General features: G+C 69.4%; 15 protein-coding genes. 3 read left to right on the forward strand and 12 right to left on the reverse strand.

Annotated features, from left to right (window positions below; genetic code table 11):
* Window positions 1–246: 246 nt before the first annotated feature.
* Window positions 247–972, forward strand: coding sequence for a hypothetical protein (locus tag ACWDNU_RS09005; RefSeq protein WP_449668381.1), 726 nt, complete (start codon window positions 247–249; stop codon window positions 970–972).
* Window positions 969–1,739, forward strand: a complete 771-nt coding sequence (locus ACWDNU_RS09010) for a methyltransferase domain-containing protein (RefSeq protein WP_449668382.1) — start codon at window positions 969–971, stop codon at window positions 1,737–1,739. The genes ACWDNU_RS09005 and ACWDNU_RS09010 overlap by 4 nt, the downstream gene beginning before the upstream one ends.
* Here the strand turns inward: ACWDNU_RS09010 and ACWDNU_RS09015 are convergent.
* The 11 genes from ACWDNU_RS09015 to ACWDNU_RS09065 all read right to left on the reverse strand — a co-directional run bounded on the left by ACWDNU_RS09015 (window position 1,723) and on the right by ACWDNU_RS09065 (window position 12,426).
* Window positions 1,723–2,388, reverse strand: a complete 666-nt coding sequence (locus ACWDNU_RS09015) for a DNA alkylation repair protein (protein ID WP_449668383.1) — start codon at window positions 2,386–2,388, stop codon at window positions 1,723–1,725. The two genes, ACWDNU_RS09010 and ACWDNU_RS09015, sit on opposite strands and share 17 nt — an antisense overlap.
* A gap of 91 nt (window positions 2,389–2,479) precedes the next feature.
* Window positions 2,480–3,115: a flavin reductase family protein gene (locus ACWDNU_RS09020; protein ID WP_449668384.1), complete on the reverse strand. Its 636-nt coding sequence runs from the start codon at window positions 3,113–3,115 to the stop codon at window positions 2,480–2,482.
* A 6-nt stretch (window positions 3,116–3,121) separates the two neighbouring features.
* Window positions 3,122–4,744 carry an amidohydrolase gene (locus tag ACWDNU_RS09025; RefSeq protein ID WP_449668385.1) on the reverse strand — a complete coding sequence of 541 codons (1,623 nt, stop codon included), beginning with the start codon at window positions 4,742–4,744 and terminating at the stop codon, window positions 3,122–3,124.
* Window positions 4,741–5,766, reverse strand: coding sequence for an ABC transporter ATP-binding protein (locus tag ACWDNU_RS09030; RefSeq protein ID WP_449668386.1), 1,026 nt, complete (start codon window positions 5,764–5,766; stop codon window positions 4,741–4,743). Before ACWDNU_RS09030 ends, ACWDNU_RS09025 begins: the two co-directional genes overlap by 4 nt.
* Window positions 5,763–6,581 carry an ABC transporter permease gene (locus ACWDNU_RS09035; protein ID WP_449668387.1) on the reverse strand — a complete coding sequence of 273 codons (819 nt, stop codon included), beginning with the start codon at window positions 6,579–6,581 and terminating at the stop codon, window positions 5,763–5,765. Before ACWDNU_RS09035 ends, ACWDNU_RS09030 begins: the two co-directional genes overlap by 4 nt.
* A complete protein-coding gene (locus ACWDNU_RS09040; protein WP_377926643.1) occupies window positions 6,574–7,461 on the reverse strand; it encodes an ABC transporter permease in 888 nt (295 codons plus the stop codon). The genes ACWDNU_RS09035 and ACWDNU_RS09040 overlap by 8 nt, the downstream gene beginning before the upstream one ends.
* Window positions 7,458–8,498: an extracellular solute-binding protein gene (locus tag ACWDNU_RS09045; protein WP_370938171.1), complete on the reverse strand. Its 1,041-nt coding sequence runs from the start codon at window positions 8,496–8,498 to the stop codon at window positions 7,458–7,460. The genes ACWDNU_RS09040 and ACWDNU_RS09045 overlap by 4 nt, the downstream gene beginning before the upstream one ends.
* A gap of 11 nt (window positions 8,499–8,509) precedes the next feature.
* A complete protein-coding gene (locus tag ACWDNU_RS09050) occupies window positions 8,510–9,787 on the reverse strand; it encodes an aminotransferase family protein (protein ID WP_449668388.1) in 1,278 nt (425 codons plus the stop codon).
* A gap of 24 nt (window positions 9,788–9,811) precedes the next feature.
* Window positions 9,812–11,251: an aldehyde dehydrogenase family protein gene (locus ACWDNU_RS09055; protein WP_449668389.1), complete on the reverse strand. Its 1,440-nt coding sequence runs from the start codon at window positions 11,249–11,251 to the stop codon at window positions 9,812–9,814.
* Window positions 11,252–11,444: 193 nt separating this feature from the next.
* The gene (locus ACWDNU_RS09060) at window positions 11,445–11,987 is read right to left on the reverse strand and encodes a TetR/AcrR family transcriptional regulator (protein ID WP_370938174.1); all 543 of its coding nucleotides are present in this window, start codon (window positions 11,985–11,987) and stop codon (window positions 11,445–11,447) included.
* 157 nt (window positions 11,988–12,144) lie between these two features.
* Complete coding sequence (locus tag ACWDNU_RS09065; protein ID WP_370938175.1) at window positions 12,145–12,426, reverse strand: alkylmercury lyase; 282 nt, start codon at window positions 12,424–12,426, stop codon at window positions 12,145–12,147.
* Between the two features lie 180 nt (window positions 12,427–12,606).
* Here ACWDNU_RS09065 and ACWDNU_RS09070 point away from each other — a divergent pair, with 180 nt between their 5' ends.
* On the forward strand, window positions 12,607–13,743 hold the full coding sequence (locus tag ACWDNU_RS09070) for an FAD-dependent oxidoreductase (RefSeq protein ID WP_449668390.1): 1,137 nt from the start codon (window positions 12,607–12,609) through the stop codon (window positions 13,741–13,743).
* Here the strand turns inward: ACWDNU_RS09070 and ACWDNU_RS09075 are convergent.
* Entirely contained in the window at window positions 13,730–14,668 is a 939-nt protein-coding gene (locus ACWDNU_RS09075) for a GNAT family N-acetyltransferase (protein WP_449668391.1), read from the reverse strand. The genes ACWDNU_RS09070 and ACWDNU_RS09075 overlap by 14 nt on opposite strands.
* Between the last annotated feature and the right edge of the window lie 2 nt (window positions 14,669–14,670).

The raw sequence follows: 14,670 nt of genomic DNA on the forward strand, positions 1-14,670 counted from the left end.
GAATCGCGCAGCCCGCGGAGGACGACGATTATGTCGCGGCGGTCCCGCGTTTCGCCGCGGCACGGCGGTCGAGCGGGGCACGGTGCGGCGGTTGCGCTCGCCTTGGCGAGCTGAGGGCGGAGATCCGGTTCGCGCGTCCGGCCGTGCCCGCGAGTCGTCCTAGAGCAGCCGAATTGCCGGACGATGCAGGCGATCTCCGGGAAGCTCCGGCGCTGGACCGAGGCGTTTTCTGGTTGACTCGAGGACATGACTGTCGGAGTTCCCGGACCGGAGGGGCCGTCTCCTGCGGAACTGGCCGGATACGTGCAGGTGGCGCGCGATCACCGCGAGCACGAGCGCTACCACTCGATGCTCAAGCTCGAGGAGGCCGCGGCCTGGCGGCGCGATTCCAACGCTTTGAAGCTGCTGGCCGCCCGGTGGTCGGACAGTCCGGCTCCCGAGCGGCTCGATCCCGCGCACGGGGCCGTCGGATGCGTCGACCTCAACGACCCGGCGGTGGTCGCGACGACCGGCATCCTCTTCATGGAAGGCGACTCCGAGCCGGCGGAGCTGACCGCCCTGCGAGCGCGGTTCGAGCAGGCCGCCGCGCGGTACCGGCGGCTGTCCGGGTGGCTCGGCGAGCACATGGCGGCGGAATGGCCGCGGCTGCGCGCCCTGCTGACCCCGGCGCTCGTCGAAGCCGCCCGCCCCCGTTTCCGGGCGCTCACGCGCACGACGGAAGCGGCCAACGCCTACAGCCTCGTCGCGCGGCTGCTCGACTCCGCCGTCTACACGCTCAACGCCCAGGACCTCACTCCCGAGGGCGTCCGCCGCGCTCCCGCGGCCGCGGCGAGCATGGTGCTGACCGCGTCCTGGTTCCTCGATTCCGCGGCTTCCTCCCTCGCCGAAGCCGGGGCGCGTCTCGGGTTGTCCGATCCGGATTGGAGCAGCTTCATCGCACTCGCCAAGACCTCTGGTTCACTCGAACCATGACTTTCGGTGTCCCCCGGCCGGACAAAATCGACTACTACGCCCAGGTCGCCGAAGCCGGGCGCGACTACAAACGGCAGGTGCTGGCCGCGCTCGACCTGCGGCCCGGCCTGAGCGTGCTGGACGTCGGCTGCGGTCCCGGCACCGATCTGCCTGCCATGGCCGAGGCGGTGGGTTCGGCGGGCACGGTCCTCGGGGTGGACACGGAACCGGCGATGGTCGAGGAGGCGGGACGGCGGGTCTCCGGGACGCCGCAGACCTCGGTCCGGCTGGGCGACGCGCACGCGCTGCCGCTGGCCGAGTCGAGCGTCGACCGGGCGCGGGCGGACCGGATGGTGCAGCACGTCGCCGATCCAGCGGCGGTTTTCGCCGAGCTGCACCGGGTCCTGCGCCCGGGCGGGCTGGCGTGCGTGGCTGAGCCGGATTGGGACAGTCTGGTGGTCGATCCCGGAGAGCTGTCGACGAACCGCGCGTTCAACCGGTTTGTCTGCTCGACGATGGTCCGGAACGCGACCGTCGGCCGTTCCTTGCCCCGGTTGGCTTCGGGAGCGGGATTCGAGGTGCTCGACGTTTCGGTTGCTGCACCGGTCTTCCGCAATTTTGAAGCAGCGGACAAGATTCTCGGGCTGAGCCGGAACACCGAACGCGCGGTCCGGGCGGGTCAGCTGGACCGGACTGCCGGGGAACAGTGGCTGGCAGCGCTGGCCGCGGGACCGTTTCTGGCTTCGAGCATGGTGTTCATCGGGGTTTTCGCTAAGCCTGCCGCTTGACCATCTCGGCGATCCACACCGGCGCGTACGGCGAGGTGCAGTTCGGCGGCGTCGGGTAGTCCTTGAGCACTCCCAGCCGCTCGCCGATGCCGATCGCACGGGCGCGCAGGTCCGGGTTCTCGATGCCGATCTGCGCGAGACAATGGTTCATCGCCCACTGCAACCGCTCCGGGGCGGCCTTCATCTCGGCTTCGATGACGTCGAGGAGCCCGGAAAGGTCCAGCCCGCCGGGTTTCTTGGCGACACGGTCGACGGTCAGCGCCCAGCCCGCGCTCGCCACCACCGGGTCGGGGTCGTCGAGCCAGGCCACGCGGAGTTCCTCGGCGTAGCGGCTTTTCTTGACGATGTTCGCGAGGAGCCAGTCGTGGACCTTGGGTTTGCCCGCCTCGCGCAGCATGGCGTCGAGGTCGTCGCGGTCGAACTGCTTCGGCCTGGCGACGAGGAGCGCGAGCAGGCGGGCGTTGGTGTCGCCGGTCCGCCAGAGTTCGCGGGCGAGGTCGGGCTGGGCTTTGAGTTCTTTCGCGAGGGCGCGGAGTTTGCCGAGGTTGACGCTGTGGTCGTCGCCGTGGTTCTCGTTGACGGCCCGGATTTTGGGGTCGTCGAGCTCCGCCAGGCGGGCGAGGACCCCGGAGAGGGTTGCGTCGGCCACGGGAACCTCCCTGCTCAGGTGCACGGGACCGAGAATACGGGCTGAGGCGGCTCGGCTGGCTTCGCGGTACGTGAGGGGAACCCTGAGGGAATCAGGTTCCCTCAGGGTTCCCCTCACGTACCTGGCCGGCCAGCAACTCCTCCGGAGCGGGAATCGGCACCCGCACCCAGTTGTCCACCCGCGTGAAAGTCGCGCCGCCCATGCGCCCCACCGGCTGGTACACGTCCTGGTCCAGCCGTCCGTCCGCGCGCAGCAGCCGGTCGTCCACGGCGACGCCGATCACCTCGCCGAACACCAGATGCGAACCTCTGAACTCCTCGATCTTCACCAGCGTGCACTCCAGGCTCGGGCCCGCCCCGGCCGGGTGCGGGACGGCGATCCGCACCCCGGGCGCCCACGACAGGCCGACCTGCGCCGCCTCGTCCACCGATGAGTCCACTGTGGACGCTGTGTGCGCGACCAGTTCCTCTTGGCCGCTCAGCGCCAGAGTGATCGCGAACTCGCCGTGCGCCGAGATATTGGTCAGAGTGTCCTTCGGCGTATCCGAAATCGAGAAGACGACCGTCGGCGGGTCCATCGTCAGCGGCGCGAAGTAGCTGAACGGCGCGAGATTCCGCACGCCCGCGCCGTCCACCGTGCTCACCCATGCGATCGGGCGCGGCACGACGGCGTTCTTCACCATCCACACGAAAGCGCCGCGATCGGCGTCGGTATTGCTGCTGTACACGAACCCTCACCCTGCCACTACACGTCCTCCGAGCACGGTCAATTCCGACCGTACGCTCAGCAACGCGTCATCCGCAGCGGTGACTGGATCGTGGGCGAAAACCGCAAGGTCGGCGAGCGAGCCGACACTGAGCGTGCCCTTGAAACTCTCCGAGTGTTCGAGCCAGGCTGGGCCGGTGGTCCACAGCCGCAGCGCTTCCTCCCTGGTCAGCGGGTCGGTCACGAGAGAGTACGCGTTCGGCCCGGGTGAGCCGGTGAAGGTTGCGACGCCGCGGCGCCAGTCCGGGACGGTCACTGGTGCGTCCGAGCTGTCGGCGACCACCACGCCGTGGTCCAGCAGGGCCCGCGCGGGGAAAGCGTCGGCCCACCGGGACTCGCCCAGCACGCGGACCATGGACGGGCCGCTGTAGGTCCGCATCAAGGAGCTGGTGATGACCCCGATGCCGGAGCGCGCCAGGCGGGAGAGCACGGCAGTGGACAAGAAGGTGCCGTGGATCAGGGCGTGTCGTGCGTCCGGCCACGGGTCAGCCGCCTGAGCCGCCTCGATCGCGTCGACTACCGCGTCCGCGGCCCGGTCTCCGGTCACGTGGACCTGCACGCGCACCCGCCGCGTGTGGGCGACCAGGATCAGTTCGTGCAGCTCCCGCACGCGCGCGTCGTCGTCGGGGCCGAAGGTCACCAGGCTGCCGTGCCCGCCGGACGGGTACGCCGAGTGCATCCACGCGGTGCAGTGCGTCGGCACCCCGTCGGCGAACAGTTTGATGCCGCCGATCCGCAGGAGGTCGTCGCCGACGGAGAAATCCGTCTCGTCCAGCAGTTGCGCCAGCGAGGCGGCGGACGTAGTCGGCGACGGCCAGTTCCAGTGCAGCAGCGCGGTGATCCGCATCCGCAGGCGACCGGCGGCGTGCAGGTCCCGGTAGTCCTGCCACAGCTCAGGCGGGACGATCGGGTCGGTCACGCTGGTCATCCCGAGGGCGTTCAACCGCTCCATGCTGCGGACGATCGCGTCCAGCCGGACGGAACGGCTCGGCTGCGGCACCAGCGAAGCGACCAATTCCTGCGCGCTCTCCACGAGCACCCCGGTCGGCTCCCCGGAGGAGTCCCGCACGATCTCCCCGGCTTCCGGATCCGGCGTCGACGCGGTGATTCCGGCCCGCGCAAGCGCCGCGCTGTTCGCCCACACTTCGTGTGACGACGCGTGGTGCAGCACCGTCGGTTGCTCGCCAGTCACGCCGTCGAGCCAGGCGCGGGTCGGCACCGCGCGGCCGTCCGCGAATTCGGCGATCGTCGTTTCCCGCCAGCCTCGGCCGACGATCCACTCCCCCGGCGGCGCACTAGCCAAAGCGCTGGCCACCGAGTCCAAAGCAGCGGCAGCGGAAAGGTCCACACAGAACTCCGGACCGGCGGCGGCATGAAAAGCCAGGTGCAGATGGGCGTCGTTCAGTCCAGGAAGGACAGTCCGGCCCGCCAGTTCGATCACCCGCGCGTCCGGCGAAGCCGCGGCGGAAACCGTCTTGTCGTCGCCGACCGCGGCGATCCGGCCGTCCGACACCAGCACCGCGGAAGCGGTCCCGACCACCGGATCGAAAGTCCGGACCACTCCGCCGCGCAGCAGCAATTCCTCAGTCATACCGCCGCCAATTCCGGAACGTCGCCGCTCGGCACCACGGCCTGATGCTCCGGATGCCACGCCACGATCACGTCGTCCCCCGGCCGGTGCTCGTGCGCGACCCCGGCCGACAACACCGCACAACCACGCGCACCGTCGGAGTACCGCAACCAGATCCGCGTGTGATCGCCGACGTACACGATGTCGGTCACCTGCGCGCTCGCCCGCTGGTGTCCACTCGGGACTGGGTCTGCGGAAGCATGGAGCGTCAACCGTTCCGGCCGCACGATCGTCACCTCCCCCGGCGTGAGCGACAACGCATTGGACTCCCCGATGAACTGCGCGACGAACAACGTTTCCGGCCGCTCGTACAATTCCTCCGGCGTGCCGACCTGCTCGATCCGGCCGTCGTTGAACACGGCAATACGGTCCGACAGCGTGAGCGCTTCCTGCTGATCATGCGTCACGAAGAGGAACGTCATCCCCAATTCCCGATGCATCCGCGCGATCTCCCGCTGCAACTGATCGCGCAGCTTCTTGTCCAGCGCCCCCAGTGGCTCGTCCATCAGCAACGCACGCGGTTCGTACACCACCGCCCGCGCGAGAGCGACGCGCTGCTGCTGGCCGCCGGAAAGCTGGCGCGGCAACCGATCCCGCACCGCCGTCAGGCCGACCAGTTCCAGCACCTCGTCCACCCGACGCGAGATCTCGGCCTTCGGCACCTTGCGCTGAGTCAGTCCAAAAGCGACATTGCGGGCCACCGACATGTGCGGGAACAGCGCGTACTGCTGGAAAACCACGCCCAGATTCCGCCGGTGCGGTTTGAGCCGCGAGATCTCCTGACCGTCCACAGTGATCGATCCGGACGTCAGCGGCGTGAACCCGGCGATCATCGACAGCATCGTCGTCTTGCCCGATCCGGACGGGCCGAGGAAGGTCATGAACTCGCCGTCGGCGATGTGCAGCGAGACGTCGTCCACGGCGGGCCGGTCGACGCCGGGGTAGGCCTTCGTCACGTGGGCGGTCGCGATTCCGTCAGTCATGATTGCTCTTTTCGGCGCAGAAAAGCGGGGACGAACAGCAGAATGGTGGTGAACACGACGATCAGGCTCGACGCGGCGGCGATCGTCGGGTCGATTTCCAGCACGATCGATTCGTACATCTTCACCGGCAGCGTCTTGATCGCGGGCGTCTGCAGGAACAACGCGACCACGACCTCGTCGAACGAAGTAGCGAAGGCGAACACGAACCCGGACAGCACCCCGGGCGCGATGATCGGGAGCACGACCTTGCGCAGCGTCGCGAACCGGGGCGCGCCGAGGCTGGCCGCGGCCTTCTCCATGATCGGGTCGTACCCGGCGAGGCTCGTCCGCACCGACGTGAGCACGAACGGCAGCCCCAGCACCGCGTGCGCCAGCACGAAACCGAGCATCGTGCCGTTCAGCTGCCAGCGCAGGAAAACCCCGTAGATCGCGACCGCGACGACGATGCCGGGCAGGATCATCGGAGCCATCAGCAGCTGCCGGACGACTCCGCTGCCCCGGCGCATCCGGTCCAGCGCGAGCGCGGCCGCCACGCCGAGCACGGTCGCCAGCGCGGCGGCGAGCACCCCGACCTGGACCGAGTTCGCCAGCGCGGCCAGCCATTGCTTGCTGGTGAAGAACTCCGCGTACCAATGCCACGACCAGTCCTTCGGCGGGAACTCGAACGTCGAGCCCGCGCCGAAGCTCATCGGGATCACCACGAGCGTCGGCGCGACGAGCACGAACGCCACGAGGCCGACCCACCCGCGCAGACCCCAGCCGAGGCTGCGCTGCCGCACCGCGGCGGCCCTGCTGATGGACGGATTGTCAGCCACGGTCGGCACCTCCGGCCGCACTGGTGCCCAGCGGCGCGGCCACGCGGCTGAGCACGGCGAGCACCACGAGCGTGACGACCAGCAGGATCGTCCCGAGCGCACCCGCGCCCGCGAAGTCGAGCAGATCGTTGACCTGGGTGCCGATCACCTGCGCGACCAGCGCCTGCTGCGGCGTGCCGAGGAGCGCCGGGGTGATGTAGAAGCCCAGCGACATGATGAACACCACCGAAACCCCGGCCAGCACGCCCGGCATCGACAGCGGCACGTACACCCGCAGGAACGCCACCGGACGCCGCGCACCGAGGCTGCCCGCCGCGTGCAGCAGGCTCCGGTCGATGCTGAGCATCGAACTTTGCAGCGGCAGCACCATGAACGGCAGCATCACCTGCACCATCGCGACCGTCACGCCGGCCACCGAGCCCAGCAGCACGACCCCGTCGATGCCGATCGCCGCCAGCGCCTTCTCGATGACGCCGCCGCGCTGTTCGAGCACGTACCAGGCAAAGTTGCGCGCCATCAGGCTGGTCCAGAACGGCATCAGGACCAGCAGCGTCAGCACCGACCGGGCACGACGGCCGACGAGCGTCATCGCGTAGGCGTAGGGATAGGCGATGACGAGCGTGGCCGCGGTGATGATCAGCGCGGTCCGCAAAGTCCGCAGCATCACCCGGAGCTGTACCTCGTCGCCGAGCACCGCCAGGTAGTTGCCGACCCCGAACGACGGTTCGGTGAAGCTCCGCCACAAGATCACCGCGAGCGGGTAGAAGAAGAACACCAGCACCACCGCCGCCGCGGGGAGCAGCAGCCACGAAGTCCGCCGGCGTTCACGCCCGGGTCCGGCCTGTGGCAAGGCCGGGGGCCGGGTCGCCACGGCGGTCATCCGGTCGTCCAATCCGACCACGCCTTCACCAGCGCGGGCCGGTTCGCCGCCCAATAACGCACGTTGCTGAGCACTCGCAAGTCCTCCTTGCCCTCGCCCCAGATGTCGAGCTGGCGGCCGATCTCCGAACGGGCGGCGGGGGCGGCCGTGTTGGCCGGTCCCACGCCCGCCCGTGCGGCGAAGTCCGCCGCTTGCGCCGGCTGCGAGGCGAAGCGGATGAGCTTCTTCGCCTCCTCGGCGCGTGCCGTCCCCTTCGGCACCACGAGCACGTCCCAGGTCACCGGCACCGGGATGCCCGGCACCACCTTCCAGTTCGTCGCACCCGCCTTGAGCAGCGAAAACGCCCGCGCGCTGACAATCAGCGCCATGTCCGCCTGCCCGCCGGCCATGCGCTGCTGCTGGTCGCCGTACGTGCTGGTGATGGACAACTGCGGCCGGATCCGGTCGTACATCCGCAGCGCGCGGCGCATGTCGAGCGGGTACAGCTTGTCGCGCGGCACGCCGTCGGCCAGCAGCGCGGCCTCGATCGTGCCGACGCTCGGGTCGCCGCCGTAGATGATGCGGCGGCCGGGGAACTGCTTCGGGTCGAAGAAGTCCGCGAGTTTCGCCGGCGGGTTCTTGCCGTAGACCTTCGAGTCGTACATCAGCATCATGCCGAAGAAAGCGTCCGGCACCCCGCAATCAGTGAGCGAGCCCTCCGGGAATCCGGCGGCCTGCGCTCCCATGTCGACGGGTTCGAGCAGGCTCCCGCACACGGCGGCGGCAGCGGACGCGTCGGTGTCGACGACGTCCCAGGTCACCTTCCCCGCCTCGACCATCGCCTTGAGCTTGGCGTTGCTCGACGGGCCGTCGATGGTGACCGTGGTCCCGGTCTGCTGCTCGTACGGGTCGAGCCACGCTGCGCGCTGGCCCGCCTGGTACGCGCCTTGACCGTACGAGGCGAAGACGAGCGAGTTCGGGCCGCCCTCGGAAATCGCGCAGCCGGCGGTGGTGAGCAGAAGCGCGGCGGACAGCAGCGTCGGTATCCGGCGTCTCATGGCTCCTCCGTTCAGCTCGCCGCGGCCGCGACGTGCTTGCACAGCACATCGGCCAAAGTGTCTATCTGGTCCTCGGTGATCACCAGCGGCGGGGACAGCACGATGCTGGTCCCGGACGCGCGGACCACCACGCCGTCCGCGCGGCAGCCCGCCTGCACCGGCGCGGTGGGCTGGTCGGCGAACTCGATGCCGAGCATCAGGCCGACGCCGCGGACCTCGCGTACGTGCGGCAGTTCGGCGAGCGGGTCGAGCCGCTCGCGCAGCCGGGCGCCGAGGACTGTGGCGCGTTCGAGCAGGTTCTCCTTTTCGATGATGTCGAGGTTCGCCAGCGCGACCGCGGAGCCGACCGGGTGGCCGTTGTAGGTGAAACCGTGCAGGAATGTCGCGCCCTCGGCGAGTTCGAGCACCCTCCGTCCAATGAGGACCGCGCCCATCGGAATGTACCCGCTGGTGAGCCCCTTCGCGGTGACGATCATGTCCGGTTCGACGCCGAAGTGCTCGCTGCCGAACCAATGCCCGGTGCGGCCGAACGCGGTCACGATCTCGTCCATGATCAGGAGAATCCCGTGTCGCCGCAGCACTTCCTGCACCCGCGGCCAGTAGCCCTCCGGCGGTGGAACCATTCCGCCGACGCCGAGCACCGGCTCCCCGATGAACGCCGCGATCCGATGTGGACCGATTTCCTCGATGCGCTTCTCCAGCTCTGCCACCAGAAGATCTGTCGCGTGTGGACCGTGTTCGAGGCCGTGCGGTTTGCCGAGCCATTCGACGTCCGGCAGCAGCGGGCCGTATCCGGCGCGCAGGCCCTCGATCCCGGTCGCGGCCAGCGACGCGCCGCCCATGCCGTGGTAACCGCCGTGCCGTGCCAACACCACCGTGCGTTCGGGCGAACCGGCGTGGTGGAAGGCGAGGCGGGCGAGTTTGATCGCGGTTTCGTTGCCCTCCGAACCGCCGTTGGTGAGGAAAACGCGTTCCAGCCCGGCCGGGGCGAGCGACAGCAGGCGTTCCGCGAGGCGGATCGACGGGGCGTTGGAGTAGTCGCCGAAGGACGAGTAGAACTCCAGCTTGCGGATCTGCTCGGCGGCGACGTCGGCGAGTTCGGGGCGGCCGTGGCCGACCGGGCACTGCCACAGGCCGCAGGTGCCGTCGAGGTACTGGTTGCCGTCGGTGTCCCAGAGCAGCGCGCCTTCGCCGCGGTCGAGGACGAGCGGTTCGGCCGGGGCGCCGATGACGGTGTGCGGATGGATGAGGGTGCGCTGGTCGGCGGCGGCGAGGTCAGCGGTGGTCAATGCGGGTTCCTTTCGGGGAGCGGTTCAGAACCGCAGAGCGACGGCTTTGGTCTCGGTGTAGGCATCGATGCCTTCGGCCCCGCCTTCGCGTTCCTGGCCGGAGTTTTTCTGGCCGCCGAACGGAAGTTCCGGACGCACGGGTGCCGGGTCGTTGACGCCGAGCACGCCGAAATCGAGCCTCTCGAGGGTGCGCCAGATACGGCGCAGGTCGGTGCCGAATACGTACGCGGCGAGGCCGTAATCGGTGGCGTTGGCCAGTTCGACGGCTTCGTCGTCGGTGCGGAAAGTGGCCACCGCGAGCACCGGGCCGAAAGTTTCCTCGTGGCTGATGAGCATGTCCGGAGTGACGTCGACCAGCACGGTGGGTTCGAAGAAATGGCCCGGCAGCGCGGAATCTGTCCACCGGTTGCCGCCGACGAGCACGCGCGCGCCCTTGCCGACCGCGTCCGCGACCTGGTTTTCCACCTTCGCCAGACCGGCTTCGTCGATCAACGGCCCGATGTTGGTGCCTTCGGCGTCGCCCCGGCCGACCTTCAGCGCGGCGGTTTTCTTTTCGATCAAGGAAAGCAGGTCGTCGCGGACGCTTTCGTGGACGTACAGCCGGTTCACCGCCGTGCAGCTCTGCCCGGCGTTGAAGAACTTCCCGGCGACGACGCCCGCCGCGGCGGCTTCGAGATCGGCGTCGTCGAACACGATCGCCGGTGAATGCCCGCCCATTTCGAGCGACGTCCGGCGGAGGATGTCGCCGGTCTGGCGCAGCAGTCCCAGTCCGACCTCCGTGGAGCCGGTGAAGCTGACCTTGCGCAGGCGGCGGTCGGCCAGCAGCTCGCCGACAAGTTCGGCGGGCCGCGTGGTGGTCAGCGATTGCAGCACGCCGCCGGGCAATCCGGTGTCCTGCACGATTTCCAGCAGCGCGGTCGCGATCAGCGGGGTCTGCTCGGCCGGTTTCGCGATGACCGGGCAGCCCGCCGCGAGCGCGAGCCCGACCTTGCGGATCAGCATGCTGGCCGGGAAGTTCCACGGCGTGATCGCGAGCACCGGGCCGACCGGCGCGCGCAGCACGAGCCCCGGACCGGCCGCGTTCGCCGGGGTGACCCGCCCGTACGCGCGGCGGCCCTCCTCGGCGGCCCACTCCAGCATCCGGGCGGCTCCGGCCAGTTCGCCGTTCGCTTCGGCCAGCGGTTTTCCGTTCTCGCGGCTGAGCAACGCGGCGAGTTCGCCTTGCCGCGCCCGGATTCCGGCGGCCGCGGCGCGGAGGTGGCCGCTGCGGGTCTCCGGGTCGGTGTCCGCCCAGCCCCGGGCGGCCCGCGCGGCGGCGGCCAGTGCGTCCCGCGCCTGCTCGGGCCCCGCGTCGGCGGCCTGGCCGAGGACGGCGAGGCTCGCGGGGTCGACGACGTCGAACGTCGCCGGGGCGGAATGCCAGCGGCCGTCGATCAGCAAGGTCGCGGCGGCGGTGTCGGGCATCGGTACGCCTTTCGGGTCGGCGAGTTCGGGATGCGCCGAGTCTGACCCCTCGGTGTTGATTAAGTCAACACCTGGGCGGCGGCGAAATTCCGGAAAGGACAGTGGGGACTTGTTGCGGCACAACAGTATTGGGAAACACTTCTGCCCCGGCGACGTCGTGCGCGGCCGGGGTGCGGGTGTGGTTCGGGTCGGGCTAGCGCGCGGCCGCGAGCAGGCCGCGCAGGGCTTCGAGCGCCGGGCCCGGATCGACGTCCGGGTCCGCCACCTGGTGCAGGAACATTCCGTCGAGGGCGTAGAAGACGAGCTGGGCCAGCCCGCCGCCGGCCGACAGTTCCTTGCCGACCGCGGCGAGATAGCCGTCGTAGAGCCGCCGGACGATCGGCCGCAATTCGGGCCGTCGCGCCGATTCCACGACCAGCTGATACTGGAACACTTGCAGATCCGCGCTGTCCCGGAACCGCTGGCGCACCTCGGGACCGTCCGCGTAGACGCCGGTGCGGGCGCCGATCAGGCCGTTCTCCGCGCTTTCCTCCAGCACGAGGTCCAAAGAGGACTGAAGGAGGTCGTCGATCGAAGAGAAGTGGTGCTGGACCGCACCGGTGGTGCAGCCCGCCGCCCGCGCGACCGCGCGGTAGGTGAGCCCGCGCAGCCCCTCCGAAGCGACCACGCCGACCGCCGCCCGGCGCAGGGCGAGCTTCATCCCGGTCGCCTCGTCCGCGGTTCCGGACCGGCTCATCCGCACCTCCTCGGCTTCGCTCGGGCCGATGCTACATTACAGATGTAATGTTGCCTAGTACGGCTTGTCCCGGGCGGCAATTCGGTTACTGCTGACGGAATACGGCGGATTCGAGTCGGTTGATCACCGCACTGTCCTCAGCGGACTCTGCGGGAAGTCAGCCCCGGCCCGCCAGCGCGGCGAGCACCCGCTCCCGAGTCGGCACGTCGAGCCGGCAAGCGTCCCCCGCGACCGACCCGGGCGTCCCCATCACGTCGACGCCGTCGACCAGGATCGTCGGCGAGCGGTACCGGCCGACGCGTTCGACGATCGTCGTGTCGAGTCCGCTCTCGGCGAGGCAGCCGGTCACGAGCGACCGGGCCGCGTCGGCGTTCGGGCAGTCCGGGGCGGTCAGCAGTTCCACCCGGATCCCGCGGATCTCCGGCCCGGTCGCGCACATGCGTCCAGCCTAGGCGGAAATCGGCCCTTGACAATCCGCTTCCGGAAAAAGCTATGGTGGCGCAGGACGTCGAAAGCCACAGCCCGGTAGGTAGTCCGGGCGGCGCGCAGCGCTCGTACTCGCACCCCTCCGGTGCGTCCGGCACGTCCCCTTGCTCCGTGTCCAGAAGGGGAATTCGCTGTGCCTGGAAAACTTCGCGTCCTGATCATCGGCGCCGGTGTTGGCGGGCTCGCGCTCGCCCAGGGATTGCACCGCGCCGGGGTTGCCGTCACAGTCTGCGAACGTGATATCTCACCGGTCGGCCGGCTGCAGGGGTATCGCCTGCGGATCGACTCGAACGGCCTCGACGCGCTCGACCGACTGCTCCCTCCACCGCTCAGCCGCGCGGTGTGGGATGCCAGTTCGACACCGTCGCGTACCAACTACCTCAACGGGACGCCGCCAACGGAGCCGGTCGAGCGCAATGTCTCGATCAACCGGCTCACGCTGCGCGAGATCCTCCTGCACGGCCTCGACGACGTCGTCGAGTTCGGCCGCGAGTGCACCGGCTGCCACGTAGACGACACCGTCACCGCAACTTTCGCCGACGGCTCCACCGCGTCCGCTGATATCTTAGTCGCCGCGGATGGCGTGAACTCCGTGCTCCGACGGCAATACCTGCCGCACGCGCGCGTGGTCGACACCGGCATCCGCATCATGTACGGCCGCTTCCCGCTCACCCGCGAGACCGCCGAACTGATCCCCGACGAGTGGTTCGGGATCTACCGCGGACTCGCCGGCCCGGACCACCAGCACGTCGGAATCGCCCCGGTCCACGCCCGTCGTCGGACATGGCTGCCGGGCCTCACCGACACCAGCGACTACGTGATGTGCCTGCTCGCCGCCCGCACCGAACTGCTGCCGTATTCCGACGACGAACTCCGCGCCGCGACCGGTCTTGAGTTGCGAAACATGACGGTTTCCTTGGCCCGCAAGTGGAATCCGAAAGCGAGCGAACTGTTGTCCCTCGCCGACCCCGAGACACTGTTCCCCATCTTCATGCGCACCAGCGTGCCGATCGAACCCTGGCCGACCACCCGGGTGACCCTGCTCGGCGACGCGATCCACGCAATGAGCCCAGCGGTCGGCGTCGGCGCGAACACCGCACTGCGCGACGCAGCTCTGCTCGCCACGAAGCTCACCGAGGCCGGGACCGATCCCCTCCCAGCACTACGGGAGTACGAAACGGCAATGATCGACTATGGCTTCGACGCGGTCCGGACGTCGGCGAAATTCGGGGAAATGCGGATGGGCCAACCCCCGCTCACGCAGGCTTGAGCAGCGGAACGTCCCGCGAAATCTCCTTGAACCCCACGCTGTAATACAACCCCCGCGCCGACGGGTGTCCAGGCGCGCCAAGGCAAGCGACCGTCGCGTGAGTAGCCCCGGCCGCTCGCACGCGGTCCATGCCGTGCAGCAGCATCGCGCGGCCCAGCCCGAGCCGCCGGTAGTCCGGGTGGGTGCCGACCGGCTCGAATTCGGCGGTCTTGTTCGCCTCGTCGAGCCACATGATCGTGGACGCCGCCATCGTCCCGTCCGGTGCTTCGACCAGGAAGTGCAGGTCGCCGCGGTACGCCGGGGTCGCGCGGACGCCTTCGTAGCTTTCCAGCGTGTACGCGGTCACGCCCCAGGCGTCCACATGCGCCTGAACCGCCGCTTCCGGTCCGGCCTCGGCGGCGGTGCGGAAGCGGAATCCGTCCGGCAGCACCGGCGTTTCGAGCACCTCGAGGTCGCGTTCGTTCAGCTGCGTCCACGATCCGGTGTCGCCAAGGCTGTCCGGATCAGGCCCGTAGCCGTGCGCTGCCCAGCGTTCCAGGCCGAACTCGTCCGCCGCGCCGGGAAGCACGGTGCGTTCGAGGCCGTCCGAGGTGGCGTCGAACCAGTCGATCACCTCGTCGACCAGCGCGGCGTGATCCGGATGGACCTGATATGCCAGGTAAGCACCGGTGATGTCTTTGACTGAGCCGTCGTTGAGCCGCACGCTCCGGGGCAGCTGCGCCCAGCCCCACGCGACGAGGTCGTCCCCGGCGAACCACAGCCGCCGGACCCAGCTCGCGCCCTGTGCGGCGTGCCCTTTGCCCCAGTTCCACGCCAGTTCGCCGTAGGCCGCGTCGCTGTTGACGAGGTCCTGTCGGACGGCGGTGACCCGCTGCGCGAGCTCCTGCATGAGAAGCACATCCGCGGCGGTCAGCAGATCAGTCATTC

It is taken from the genome of Amycolatopsis sp. NPDC003676 (assembly GCF_053587275.1).

Bases quoted from the DNA above. Each gene is read 5' to 3' on its own strand.
- ACWDNU_RS09005 (WP_449668381.1), top strand. From the start codon at position 247: ATGACTGTCGGAGTTCCCGGACCGGAGGGGCCGTCTCCTGCGGAACTG.
- ACWDNU_RS09010 (WP_449668382.1), top strand. From the start codon at position 969: ATGACTTTCGGTGTCCCCCGGCCGGACAAAATCGACTACTACGCCCAG.
- ACWDNU_RS09025 (WP_449668385.1), bottom strand. From the start codon at position 4,744: ATGACTGAGGAATTGCTGCTGCGCGGCGGAGTGGTCCGGACTTTCGAT.
- ACWDNU_RS09030 (WP_449668386.1), bottom strand. From the start codon at position 5,766: ATGACTGACGGAATCGCGACCGCCCACGTGACGAAGGCCTACCCCGGC.
- ACWDNU_RS09040 (WP_377926643.1), bottom strand. From the start codon at position 7,461: ATGACCGCCGTGGCGACCCGGCCCCCGGCCTTGCCACAGGCCGGACCC.
- ACWDNU_RS09045 (WP_370938171.1), bottom strand. From the start codon at position 8,498: ATGAGACGCCGGATACCGACGCTGCTGTCCGCCGCGCTTCTGCTCACC.
- ACWDNU_RS09055 (WP_449668389.1), bottom strand. From the start codon at position 11,251: ATGCCCGACACCGCCGCCGCGACCTTGCTGATCGACGGCCGCTGGCAT.
- ACWDNU_RS09060 (WP_370938174.1), bottom strand. From the start codon at position 11,987: ATGAGCCGGTCCGGAACCGCGGACGAGGCGACCGGGATGAAGCTCGCC.
- ACWDNU_RS09065 (WP_370938175.1), bottom strand. From the start codon at position 12,426: ATGTGCGCGACCGGGCCGGAGATCCGCGGGATCCGGGTGGAACTGCTG.
- ACWDNU_RS09075 (WP_449668391.1), bottom strand. From the start codon at position 14,668: ATGACTGATCTGCTGACCGCCGCGGATGTGCTTCTCATGCAGGAGCTC.